The 11,886-nt window shown below is 34.8% G+C and carries 12 protein-coding genes; 7 read left to right on the top strand and 5 right to left on the bottom strand.

Going from position 1 to position 11,886, the window contains the following annotated elements:
- Positions 1–25: 25 nt before the first annotated feature.
- The 3 genes from D8M03_RS07320 to D8M03_RS07310 form a co-directional block, all read right to left on the bottom strand.
- Positions 26–685, bottom strand: a complete 660-nt coding sequence (locus D8M03_RS07320) for a potassium channel family protein (RefSeq protein ID WP_121214128.1) — start codon at positions 683–685, stop codon at positions 26–28.
- Between the two features lie 173 nt (positions 686–858).
- Positions 859–1,317 carry a TlpA family protein disulfide reductase gene (locus D8M03_RS07315; protein ID WP_121214127.1) on the bottom strand — a complete coding sequence of 153 codons (459 nt, stop codon included), beginning with the start codon at positions 1,315–1,317 and terminating at the stop codon, positions 859–861.
- Positions 1,318–1,406: 89 nt separating this feature from the next.
- The gene (locus D8M03_RS07310) at positions 1,407–1,949 is read right to left on the bottom strand and encodes a peroxiredoxin (RefSeq protein ID WP_121214126.1); all 543 of its coding nucleotides are present in this window, start codon (positions 1,947–1,949) and stop codon (positions 1,407–1,409) included.
- 316 nt (positions 1,950–2,265) lie between these two features.
- Between D8M03_RS07310 and D8M03_RS07305 the strand changes: the two genes are divergently transcribed.
- From D8M03_RS07305 to D8M03_RS07285, 5 genes are read left to right on the top strand one after another with little or no spacing between them, the layout of a single operon-like run.
- A complete protein-coding gene (locus D8M03_RS07305; RefSeq protein WP_121214125.1) occupies positions 2,266–2,808 on the top strand; it encodes a helix-turn-helix domain-containing protein in 543 nt (180 codons plus the stop codon).
- A 17-nt stretch (positions 2,809–2,825) separates the two neighbouring features.
- Positions 2,826–3,926 (top strand): ABC transporter ATP-binding protein, encoded by a 1,101-nt coding sequence (locus D8M03_RS07300; protein ID WP_121214124.1) that lies wholly within the window; start codon positions 2,826–2,828, stop codon positions 3,924–3,926.
- Complete coding sequence (locus D8M03_RS07295; protein ID WP_121214123.1) at positions 3,919–4,719, top strand: ABC transporter permease; 801 nt, start codon at positions 3,919–3,921, stop codon at positions 4,717–4,719. Before D8M03_RS07300 ends, D8M03_RS07295 begins: the two co-directional genes overlap by 8 nt.
- Positions 4,716–5,516, top strand: a complete 801-nt coding sequence (locus D8M03_RS07290; RefSeq protein ID WP_121214122.1) for an ABC transporter permease — start codon at positions 4,716–4,718, stop codon at positions 5,514–5,516. Before D8M03_RS07295 ends, D8M03_RS07290 begins: the two co-directional genes overlap by 4 nt.
- Positions 5,513–6,589: an ABC transporter substrate-binding protein gene (locus D8M03_RS07285; RefSeq protein ID WP_121214121.1), complete on the top strand. Its 1,077-nt coding sequence runs from the start codon at positions 5,513–5,515 to the stop codon at positions 6,587–6,589. Before D8M03_RS07290 ends, D8M03_RS07285 begins: the two co-directional genes overlap by 4 nt.
- An 817-nt stretch (positions 6,590–7,406) precedes the next feature.
- Here D8M03_RS07285 and D8M03_RS07280 read toward each other — a convergent pair.
- The gene (locus D8M03_RS07280) at positions 7,407–8,390 is read right to left on the bottom strand and encodes an MBL fold metallo-hydrolase (protein ID WP_121214120.1); all 984 of its coding nucleotides are present in this window, start codon (positions 8,388–8,390) and stop codon (positions 7,407–7,409) included.
- A gap of 200 nt (positions 8,391–8,590) precedes the next feature.
- Here D8M03_RS07280 and D8M03_RS07275 point away from each other — a divergent pair, with 200 nt between their 5' ends.
- Positions 8,591–9,787, top strand: a complete 1,197-nt coding sequence (locus D8M03_RS07275) for an MFS transporter (RefSeq protein WP_121214119.1) — start codon at positions 8,591–8,593, stop codon at positions 9,785–9,787.
- A 170-nt stretch (positions 9,788–9,957) separates the two neighbouring features.
- Positions 9,958–10,725 (top strand): 3-hydroxybutyrate dehydrogenase, encoded by a 768-nt coding sequence (locus D8M03_RS07270; RefSeq protein ID WP_121214118.1) that lies wholly within the window; start codon positions 9,958–9,960, stop codon positions 10,723–10,725.
- A 41-nt stretch (positions 10,726–10,766) separates the two neighbouring features.
- Here D8M03_RS07270 and D8M03_RS07265 read toward each other — a convergent pair whose 3' ends face one another.
- On the bottom strand, positions 10,767–11,885 hold the full coding sequence (locus tag D8M03_RS07265) for an N-acetyldiaminopimelate deacetylase (protein WP_121214117.1): 1,119 nt from the start codon (positions 11,883–11,885) through the stop codon (positions 10,767–10,769).
- Position 11,886 lies beyond the last annotated feature (1 nt).

The raw sequence follows: 11,886 nt of genomic DNA, 5'->3' as shown, positions 1-11,886 counted from the left end.
CTACATTGCGGCTTTCTTATTGTACTTAACTCATTGCCTTTTTTACAAAACGATTGATATCAACATCTGCCCCAATAACTAATAAAACATCACCTAATAAGATTTTTTCATCAGCAGCTGGAGAAATAATAATATTTTCCCCTCTTTTAATACCGACAATATTGATTCCATATTTTGCACGAATGTCTAAATCAATTAATGAATGACCTGCAATTCGATCATTCGCTTTAATTTCCATAATTGAATGTTCATCGGAAAGTTCCAAATAATCCAGTACATTACTCGACATCATATTGTTAGCAATCCGGATACCCATATCCCGCTCAGGATGTACGACAAAATCAGCACCTATTTTTTCTAGCACTCTTGCGTGATAATCATTTTGTGCTTTTACTGTAATCTGTTTTACACCTAAATCTTTTAATATGAGAGTTGTCAAAATACTATTTTGGATATTCTCTCCAATGGCAATGATAACATGTTCAAAGTTTCGTATCCCTAATGATTTAATGGCTGCTTCATCTGTTGTATCTGCAATTACTGCTTGTGTAGCAATTTTTGCAAACTCATCAACTCTCTCTTGATTTGAATCGATTGCTAAAACATCTGCACCAAGTCTTACTAGTTCTTTTACAATACTGCCTCCAAAACGGCCAAGTCCTATTACGACAAATTCTTTTTTCATTTTTTCCTCCGTACCAAAACTTTAATGGCACTATTTTAACTTACTAACTGCTTTTATACAATTATTGGTCTATGTATTATTTTATCCAACATGTTGAGCTAAAGACTTTAATCTATAAGATTAGAAAACATAAAAAAACGCAAGGGGTGGACCCTTACGCTTTCATATCTTACTTAGTTTTGTTCGTTACGCATTTCATCTAACACACGATTTACACGTTTTTCTAACATTTTCATACCGCTTCCGCCAGCTTGGAAGTGACGTAAAACGCCAGATTTATCAAAAACATAATATGCAGGGACATATTCATTTTCGAATGCATCAGTTAATTTCATTTCATTATCTACAAAAATTGGTTGTGTAATATCGAATTGTGCAGCCACTTTTTCGATTTGTTCTAAATCTGTATCTTCTTCAGAACGTGGCATATGAACTGCGATTACATTTAACTCATCTTTATATTGATCACGGAATTTGTTTACATCTGGCATTGCTTCTTTACATAAATAACAGCTTACAGACCAGAAGTGAATTAACGTAGGTTTTTCTCCTACTAATTCATCTCTTGTTACCTGACCATTTAACCATTTCGTTGCGCCTTCTAATTCTGGCATTGGTGAGCGTAATTTCATAATTCTAATCCTCCCTTTTTATAAGTAAAAAATCCCCACGAACAAATGTGGGGATTTACTTGTAATTCAAACTAGATATAACACCCTAATTAAAGAGTTGCTTGACCTGGGCGCCAGTTTGCTGGACATAATCCACCAGTTTGAAGAGCTTGTAAAACACGTAATGTTTCATCAACATCACGACCGATATTGTTGTGGAATACTGTTTGATATTGTAATTCACCTTCTGGATTAATGATGAATAATCCACGAAGAGCAATACCTTCTTCTTCAATTAACACACCATATTCTTTAGAAACAGTGTGGTTTGTATCAGCAGCTAATGGGTATTTTAACTGACCTAAACCATTTTGATTACGATCAGTGTTAATCCATGCTAAGTGAGTATGAATTGTATCAGTTGACACACCGATTACTTCTGCATCAAGATCTTCGAATTCGTCATAACGATCAGACATAGCAGTAATTTCTGTTGGACATACAAAAGTGAAGTCCATTGGGTAGAAGAATAATACTGTCCATTTATCGTTTTTCATATTTTCTTCTAAAGATACTTTACCAAATGATTTGTCAGGCAGTACTGCTTCCATTGAGAATGCAGGTGCTTGTTTTCCTACCATACGTTCAGCCATTAAAATTCCCTCCAATATTATTATCAAATGCTTAAATTAGGATATTACCCACTTTTTACGATAACAAACGACAAATTTTTTTTCAATAATTTGGACAGACTCTTAAATAAGAATTTTTATAAAAGACAAAAATTTGTCAAATTTAATTATTACCTTACTTTTTATTAATTATTCCATATTTTCAATTTCTCATTAAAATTATTGATTTACAACGAAGATTATGTATAATAGTATCGTTATTTGTAAACTCAAAGTTATGTTATTATAAACTTTTCACATTCAAAGTTTACTAACAATAAACTAGGAGAGTATTGATATGCAAATTGGTGCAAAAATAAAAGCATTACGCATAAAAAAAGGATTAACGCAAGAAGAATTAGGTGAACGAACAGATTTAACTAAGGGGTATATTTCTCAATTAGAACGAGATTTAAACTCTCCCTCTATTGAAACATTGTTTTCCATTTTAGAAGTACTTGGAACAAAGCCTAAAGATTTCTTTGATGATTCATTAGAAGAACAACAAGTTGTCTATACAGATCGTGATCAAACGATTTACTATGATGAAGAAAAAAAGTATCAATTACAGTGGTTAATTCCTACTTCTAATGAAAAAGAAATGGAACCTGTAGTTTTAACCCTTGAAGAAGGTGGAGAGTTTAAACAATTCCCTCCATCTTTAGCGGAAACATTTATTTATGTACTTAAAGGTCGTATTCGTGTCATATTAGGGGATCACGAATATATTGCCAGCACTGGGAATGCTATTTATTACGAAGCATCTCAAAATCATCAAATTTTAAATGCGAATAAAGGAGTAACTCAGCTGCTCTTAGTGGCAACTGAATCTTATCTATAGTTAAAGGAGGACAGAACATGAACGATACAATTATTCGTTTTGAAAATGTGTCTAAATCATATGACGATGGAACTGTTGTTTTAAATAATATTAATTTTGAATTAAAAAAGGGAAAATTTTATACATTACTTGGCCCTTCTGGTTGTGGAAAAACAACAATTCTTCGCTTGATTGCTGGGTTCACACTTCCATCAAGTGGGGATATTTATTTTAACGATAAAAAGATAAATAACGTGCCTGCAAACGAACGTCAAGTAAATACTGTATTCCAAGATTATGCTCTTTTTCCCCATTTAAATGTATTCGAGAATGTTGCTTTTGGTTTACGAATTAAAAAGTTAAAAGAAAGCGAAATACAAGAACGTGTAATGGAAGCATTGAAATTCGTTAACTTATCTGGTTTTGGAAACCGTGAAATTTCCGAAATGTCAGGTGGTCAACGTCAACGGGTGGCAATTGCTCGAGCGATTGTAAATGATCCAGAGGTAATTTTATTAGACGAACCATTATCTGCTCTCGATTTAAAATTACGTTCTGAAATGCAATATGAATTACGAGAATTACAACAAAGACTTGGTAAAACATTTGTATTCGTAACCCACGATCAAGAAGAAGCTCTTGCAATGTCTGATGAAATTTTTGTTATCAATGATGGTGAAATCCAACAATCAGGTACTCCTGTGGATATTTATGACGAACCAATTAACCGTTTTGTGGCAGATTTCATTGGTGAATCAAATATTGTGGATGGTGTCATGTTAGAAGATTTTAAAGTTCAATTTACTAGCAAAATCTTTGATTGTGTTGACCAAGGTATGAAACCAAATGAAAAGGTAGATATCGTGATTAGACCTGAGGATTTAGAAATCACGACTGTTGAGAAAGGGAAACTCGTTGTAACCGTTGATACTCAACTTTTCCGTGGTGTGCATTACGAACTTTCTACTTATGATAAAGATGGAAATGAATGGCTAGTCCATTCTTTGAAAAAAGCAAATGTCGGTGAACAAATTGGGTTAGATTTTGACCCAGAGGCAATTCATGTTATGCGTCTTAATGAAACAGAAGAAGAATTTGATAAACGACTAGAATCTTACGGAGAAGAAGAAAATGACTAGACAAAGAGGAGCATTATTTCCTTATATCATTTGGATTGCATTATTCGTTATTGCACCAATTGCCTTAGTTGTTTATTATTCAATGCTCGATTTAAGTGGCAATTTTACCCTTGCCAATTATAAATCATTCTTCACACCCGTTTATTTAAAAATGACGCTAACAAGTTTTTGGTATGCCTTTTTAATCACATTGTTTACGTTAATTATTGCTTATCCTACAGCTTATCTTTTAACAAAAACAAAACATAAACAGTTATGGTTAATGCTAATTATCATTCCATCTTGGATTAACCTATTGTTAAAAACTTATGCTTTCATTGGTATTTTTGGTTTATATGGACCAATCAATGCTTTCATTGAAATATTTGGCCTTGAACCGAAACAAATTTTATTTACTGATTTTAGTTTTATCTTTGTTTCAGTGTATATCTTTATTCCATTTATGATCATACCGATTTTTAATTCATTAGATAAATTAAATCCAACGCTTATTTATGCTGCTAGGGATCTAGGTGCATCTGGTTTTACAACATTCCGACGTGTTATCTTTCCTTTAACAATTGATGGAGTAAAATCCGGTATACAAGTGACATTTATACCAGCTTTATCTTTATTTATGATTACTCGTTTAATTGCTGGAAACCAAGTAATCACATTAGGTACTGCTATCGAACAACAATTTTTAGTTTCCCAAAACTGGGGAATGGGCTCAACGATTGCAGTCTTCTTAATTCTTAGCATGGTTCTTATCATGTTCCTAACAGGTCAAAAGAAAGGAGGCCGTGTACGATGAAAAAACTATCATTACCATCTAAGTTATATCTCATCATTGTTTTTCTTGTTTTATACGCGCCGATTTTCTATTTAATTTTTTACTCCTTTAATAGTGGAGAATCCATGAACAATTTTGAATCCTTTACTTTAGAGCATTATAAAGCGGTATTTGACGACACAAGATTAATTGTCATCCTTATCAATACAGTTATTGTCGCTCTTTTATCTGGCTTAATTGCAACGATTATTGGAACGTTAGGAGCGATAGGCATTGTCTCAATAAAAGATAAGAAAATGCGAAACGTTCTACTTTCTTTAAACAATGTATTAATCGTAAGTCCCGATGTTGTCATCGGAGCAAGTTTTTTAATTTTATTTACAATGATTGGTGTTAAGCTTGGGTTTGCATCTGTTGTCGTTTCCCACGTTGCTTTTAGTATTCCAATTGTTGTTTTAATGGTGCTACCAAAGCTATTAGAAATGAACACGTCTTTAATCGATGCTGCGAAAGACTTAGGAGCATCTAAACGTGACGTATTAACGAGAGTCATCTTACCTTACATTCAACCAGGTATATTTGCTGGTTTCTTTTTAGCTTTAACTTATTCTTTAGATGATTTTGCCGTAACATTCTTTGTAACAGGAAATGGCTTTTCCACTTTGTCCGTTGAAATCTATTCAATGGCACGTACCGGAATTACATTAACAATCAATGCGATTTCTGGCCTCGTGTTCCTTGTTACTGTGTTAGTTGTAATCGGTTATTACTTCTTTAACAACCGTGCAAAACGCATCCAAGAGGGGGTACAACGATGAAATCTTTAGTTCAAGCTACTATCGCCATTATTGTCGTTTGTTCTCTTCTCTTCTTTGCAACAAACAGATTAGAATCTGCTGGCTCAAAAGGTAGTAAGGATACTCTTACTGTGTACAACTGGGGAGAGTATATTGATCCTGATTTACTTGATCAATTTACTGAAGAAACAGGTATTAAAGTAATTTATGAAACGTTTGATTCTAATGAAGCTATGATGACAAAAGTTCAACAAGGCGGCTCTGCTTATGATGTTGCCGTTCCGTCCGAATATATGGTGCAGAAGATGATGGAAGAAGATTTATTAATTCCTTTAGATCATTCAAAGATACCAAATTTAAAAAATATCGATCCATACTTTTTGGATTTAGCCTTTGATCCAAAAAATAAATATTCCATCCCTTACTTCTGGGGTACAGTAGGGATTGTTTTTAATCCTAATTTAATAGAAGAGCATTTAACATTTACAACTTGGGAAGATTTATGGGATTCTTCCCTAAAAGATAAAGTATTTTTAGTAGATGGTGCCCGTGAAGTGATGGGAATGGGCTTAAACTCTATTGGTGAATCATTAAACGCAAAAGATGAAGATTTACTTCGAAAAGCAACAGATAAATTGGTTACATTAACACCTAATGTAAAAGCAATTATTGGGGATGAAATTACGCCATTAATGATCAATAACGAAGCAGCAGTGGCGCTTACATGGTCTGGGCAAGCTCAAGATATGATGTGGGAAAATGAAGATTTAGACTTTGCAGTACCTGAGGAAGGGTCAAATCTTTGGTTTGATAACTTTGTTATTCCAAAAACAGCAGCAAACATTGACGGAGCACATGCATTTATTAACTTTATGTTGGATGCAGAAGTATCTGCACAAAATAATGATTATGTCGGATACTCTACACCAAATAAAGCAGCTATGGAATTAATGGACCCAGAAGTAATTAACGATGAACGCTTCTACCCTACAGAAGAAGTACGAGAACATCTAGAAGTATACGAAAACCTAGGACCCGAATGGCTGGGTAAATATAACGAATACTTCATAAAATTTAAAATGAGTTTAAACTAAGAAAAGCGGAGCGCGTTCGTTCAGCCGTGACAGAAGCTGGAGACTTCTGACAAGTGTGCTCGCACACGCTGGAGGAAGTCGAAGTTTCCGAACGGCTAACGCGCGGAGCTAGACAACTAGAAAAGCGGAGCGCGTTCGTTCAGCTCCGACAACAACTGGAAGAATCGCTAAAAGGGCGCTTTTTGCCCTTGCAGACGATTCTGAAGTTGTCGAGGAGCTAGCGTTCGCAGCTAGACAATTAGAAAAGCGGAGAACGCTCGTTCAGCTCCGACAACAACTGGAAGAATCGACAAAAGGGCGCTTTTTTCCCTTGCAGACGATTCTGAAGTTGTCGAGGAGCTAGCGTTCACAGCTAGACAATTAGAAAAGCGGAGAACGCTCGTCCAGCTCCGACAACAACTGGAAGAATCCTTGCAGACGATTCTGAAGTTGTCGAGGAGCTAGCGTTCACAGCTAGACAATTAGAAAAGCGGAGAACGCTCGTTCAGCTCCGACAACAACTGGAAGAATCGACAAAAGGGCGCTTTTTTCCCTTGCAGACGATTCTGAAGTTGTCGAGGAGCTAGCGTTCGGAGCTAGACAACTAGAAAAGCGGAGCGCGTTCGTTCAGCTCCGACAACAACTGGAAGAATCGCTAAAAGGGCGCTTTTTTCCCTTGCAGACGATTCTGAAGTTGTCGAGGAGCTAGCGGAGGCAGCTCGCTAATGCTCATAGGTGGTGTCTAAGAGTAAAATCTCTTTGGACACCACCTATTTTTTGTACTGTTCTTCACTTTTCCTGCTCAAACCAATTCCCATATTACCGCAACACGATTTTATTAACCTGTTACAGAAAAATGCCATTGACCATTAATCATTCGTTTTTCAATTTTCCCCCGACTAATGGCGTATTCCAAATATCCAATTATCTCAGATATAATAAAAACAAATAAGTTTTCAATCCTTTTTCCATATAGAGCTTCTGCAATATCGGCTGTAACTTGATACCCATTACCTACAGCTTCAATAATTCTAGATTCTTTCTTTTTTATTCGTTCAAATTTATTCTCAATCTCTTTTTCATGGTGTTGAAATATGTTTTCATGACCTGCAAACACCCAATTAGTATATAAAGGTAAAGATTTACTTAGAGAAGATTCATATTGCGTTACAGTCGGGAGCAATTGTAAATTGTCATCAAAATCTAATAATGCGTTAGTAGAGATATTTTCTAAAACTAAGTCACCTAGAAATTGCCACCCTACCGATTCATCATAAAAGATAACGGAATCTGGCGAATGGCCTGGCACTTCGATGACTTTACAATCTTCAATCATATCGCCTTCTTGCAAAGGGTAAATGTCCCCTCTAATTTTTAACTCATTTCGATTTTTAAGTGTTTGATTCATTTTTTCAAAACGTTTTTCTGATAAATGTAAACACCCATACTCTTCATAAAGATCTTTAAAGAAATCTATTTTATTCTGTAAATAAACTTTATCAAAACGTAGTCGAGGAATTGCTTTTTTATGAGCATATATTGGTACCTGTTTTTTAGACAGTATTGTATTTACAACGCCAATATGATCGTCATGATGGTGAGTTAAGAAAATTTGGTCAATATCTTCTATCGATAATCGATAATGTTTTAAAGATTCGTTAAAAAAATCCATAAACTCTGGGGTTTTGATACCCCCATCGATTAACGTTAATGTAGAACCATTATCATATAAATAACAGTTAACTGATTTCATCGCTCCATATTTTAACGGAAAAATAATCGGATAAACCGATTTATTATTTTGTTTTATCGGATCTAACATTCAGTCACTTCCTAACTAACCATTTTTTGTATTTATAAGACTATAAACTAGCGTAAATCTTTTTAATATAAAAGTATATTGGACATTTTACTGAATTTTCCCCCTTATGTATTTAATATCTTTTTCTAGTTTAACTTTTTCTATTATGTTAATCTATAGAATACACGCTATAAGGGGATATCAGGGAAAGGTGGGCAGAAATGTCACAAAAGAAGAAAAAAATAGCATTACTATTTTTAATGTTTAATATGTTTATTACAATGGGGGGAATTGGTATTATCATTCCTGTACTTCCCTCATATTTAGAAATTTTCGGTGTAGGTGGTCAAGTTTTAGGATTTTTAACTGCTATATTTGCTTTTGCACAATTTTTATTTTCGCCAATATCAGGCGATCTCTCTGACCGTTATGGACGAAAATTATTTATAGTCGGTGGATTAATCATTTACGGTACTGCTCAAATCCTTTTTGGATTAGCTTCGGAAGTTTGGATTTTATTTCTCGCACGTTTCCTAAGTGGATTTGGTGCGGCATTTATTATGCCTCCAGTGATGGCTTATGTTGCAGACATTACAACTGTTGAGGAACGCGGTAAAGGTATGGGCATGATTGGCGCAGCTATTTCTTTAGGTTTCATGATAGGACCTGGTTTAGGTGGGTTTTTATCAAAAGTAAATTTACACTTCCCATTTTATTTAGCAGGTATTGTTGCCATCATCGCAGGTATTCTATCAATCATTGTATTACCAAGCATAAAGCCCCAAAATTCAGATACTAATAGTCAGCCAAGAGAAAACTTAATTTCCCAGTTAGTACGTTCTGTAAAAACACCATATTTTATTTTATTAATTGTTGTATTTACTTTTAGTTTTGGGATTGCTAATTTCCAAGCGACTTTATCAATGTTCCTAACAATTAAATTTGATTATTCACCTAGTGATATAGCCATCGTAGTTACTCTTGGCGGACTTTCTGGCGTTATCCTTCAAATGTTCATTATCAATAAATTATTTAAAAAATATGGTGAAATGAAAGTCATATTAGTTAACTTAGTAGTTGCTGCCGCTACAATGTTACTAATGATTTACGTTAGTGGTTTCTTTATGATTTTACTAATTTCTACGCTCTTCCAAATTGCTACAGTCTTCATTCGACCTGCTGTAAACACATTAATATCGAAATTCGCAGGAGCGGATCAAGGTTTTGCGGCTGGTATGAACAACGCGTATATGAGTTTAGGAAATATGGTCGGTCCTGCATTAGCTGGTATTTTACTTGAATGGAAGTTATCTTCTCCATTTATTTTCGGGACCTTCATATTATTAGGATGCTATGCATTAGCTTTTGGATGGACTCGTAAAAAGGCACCATCTCTAATGCATGCAGAGGTGAAATAAATTTATCTATCTAACTAGTGGGGAAAAATTATTATTTCCTTCACTAGTTTTTTATTTTCGTAGAATTCTTAACAGTTTATCTGGTCTACTTTTGCAGTAGTTTTAATAAAACTCTAATTACTATCATATCTACAAAAAAGGAAACATTTTTTTGATATGGGGGTAATTCAATGATTCAAAATAAAGTTGTACTAATTACTGGTGCTGGACAAGGTATTGGGTTAGAAATCGGGAAAGAATTTTATCAAAGAGGCTATAAAGTTGTTTTAACAGATATAGATAAGGACAAAGTAAAAAAGGCTGCTGAAGGTTTAGGAGAAGATTCTCTTGGCATTAAATGTGATGTTACAAACGAAGAAGAAATAAAGTCAACTATTATTAGAACAGTGAATACATTCGGACGTATCGATGTACTTATAAATAATGCAGGCTTTCAACACGTTTCCATGATTGAGGATTTTCCAACTGAACGTTTTGAATTAATGGTGAAAGTCATGTTAACTGCCCCTTTTATCGCTATTAAACATGTATTACCTATTATGAAAAAACAAAAGTTTGGGAGAATCATTAATATCGCTTCGATTAACGGCCTTGTCGGATTTGCAGGAAAAGCTGCATATAATTCCGCAAAACATGGTGTAATTGGATTAACCAAGGTTGCAGCTTTAGAAACAGCTACTGATGGCATCACTGTAAATGCAATATGCCCAGGTTATGTTGATACACCACTTGTACGGAACCAATTACAAGATCTAGCAAATACACGTAATGTTCCTTTAGAGAAGGTTTTAGAGGAGGTCTTGTATCCATTGATTCCTCAAAAACGGTTACTCGATGTAAAAGAAATTGCCAATTTAGCAGTCTTTCTCGCAAGCGAAGAAACAAAGGGAATGACTGGACAAGCTGTAGTATTAGATGGAGGGTATACGATACAGTAAATAAAAAGGCGACTCACGATACACCATGAGTCGTCCTTCCTTTAAATATTTCGAATAAACTGTTCTACAAAATCCACATTGAATGCTAATAAGTTTTCATCAGGAGATAATTTTGCATGATGTAATCCGTGGTCGCAATTTGCACCAGCCCAGAATAATGCACCAGGAATCTCCTTTAGAAAATAACCAAAATCTTCACCTGTCATAGCAGGTGGACATTCTACTGCATTACACCCTTCGAATGATTTTGCGAAGGATAATAAGTTATTAGCACAAGTTTCTGTATTATTTACTTCATAGTACATAGCGCCATAATCAATATCAATAGAACATTCGAAAGAAGCTTCGATACCTGCACACACAGCTTCTATTCTGCGCTTCACTTCATTCATCGCATCTGCACTTAACGTACGAATCGTTCCTTCTAATCTTGCGTTTTCTGCAATAATATTTTGAACGGTACCGCTCGTTAATTTTCCAATTGTAATAACCGCACTGTCTAATGGATTTACATTTCGACTAATAATTGTTTGCAATTGCAATACTAAATTTGCCGCAGCAACAGTCATATCTCTTGTTTTATGTGGATATGCTGCATGTCCACCTAATCCTTTTAAGTCAATAAAAAGTTCAGATGTGTTGGCAAATAAAAGTCCAGCTCTCGTAGCAACTGTCCCAACTGGATATTCTGGAGCGATATGCAATGCATAAATTTCGTCTGGCAATAAATCTGGTCTTTCTTGTTTTAACCAGTTTAGCATCGGTTCTGCTCCACCTGGTCCTTCTTCAGCTGGTTGGAAATAGACAATTACATTATGCTTTGGTTGATTTTCTGCAAATGCCTTCACAAGACCTAAAGCAATTGTCATATGACAATCATGTCCACACGCATGCATATTATCTTCATGTGTTGAAGCAAATGGTAATCCAGTTTCTTCAATTATTGGCAATCCATCAATATCTGCACGCCAACCGATTGTTTTTTCTGGGCTACTACCAGAGATTTTCACAACTACCCCTGTTTCCCAAGTTGTAACTTCCAGAAATTGTTGAGGTAATTTAGCTATCTTATCTAATAAATACTTTTGTGTCTTAAACTCCTGAAAACCTAACTCAGGAATTTGATGTAAATCTCGTCTAATTTGGATGAGTGAATCCAAT

It is taken from the genome of Ureibacillus endophyticus, from assembly GCF_003628435.1.
Taxonomy (GTDB): domain Bacteria; phylum Bacillota; class Bacilli; order Bacillales_A; family Planococcaceae; genus Ureibacillus; species Ureibacillus endophyticus.
The sequence above is the reverse complement of the archived record's forward strand: the minus strand, read 5'-3'. Positions and strand labels throughout refer to the sequence as shown.

Coding starts and splice junctions, on each gene's coding strand:
- D8M03_RS07320 (WP_121214128.1), bottom strand. CDS start 685: ATGAAAAAAGAATTTGTCGTAATAGGACTTGGCCGTTTTGGAGGCAGT.
- D8M03_RS07315 (WP_121214127.1), bottom strand. CDS start 1,317: ATGAAATTACGCTCACCAATGCCAGAATTAGAAGGCGCAACGAAATGG.
- D8M03_RS07310 (WP_121214126.1), bottom strand. CDS start 1,949: ATGGCTGAACGTATGGTAGGAAAACAAGCACCTGCATTCTCAATGGAA.
- D8M03_RS07305 (WP_121214125.1), top strand. CDS start 2,266: ATGCAAATTGGTGCAAAAATAAAAGCATTACGCATAAAAAAAGGATTA.
- D8M03_RS07300 (WP_121214124.1), top strand. CDS start 2,826: ATGAACGATACAATTATTCGTTTTGAAAATGTGTCTAAATCATATGAC.
- D8M03_RS07295 (WP_121214123.1), top strand. CDS start 3,919: ATGACTAGACAAAGAGGAGCATTATTTCCTTATATCATTTGGATTGCA.
- D8M03_RS07290 (WP_121214122.1), top strand. CDS start 4,716: ATGAAAAAACTATCATTACCATCTAAGTTATATCTCATCATTGTTTTT.
- D8M03_RS07285 (WP_121214121.1), top strand. CDS start 5,513: ATGAAATCTTTAGTTCAAGCTACTATCGCCATTATTGTCGTTTGTTCT.
- D8M03_RS07280 (WP_121214120.1), bottom strand. CDS start 8,390: ATGTTAGATCCGATAAAACAAAATAATAAATCGGTTTATCCGATTATT.
- D8M03_RS07275 (WP_121214119.1), top strand. CDS start 8,591: ATGTCACAAAAGAAGAAAAAAATAGCATTACTATTTTTAATGTTTAAT.
- D8M03_RS07270 (WP_121214118.1), top strand. CDS start 9,958: ATGATTCAAAATAAAGTTGTACTAATTACTGGTGCTGGACAAGGTATT.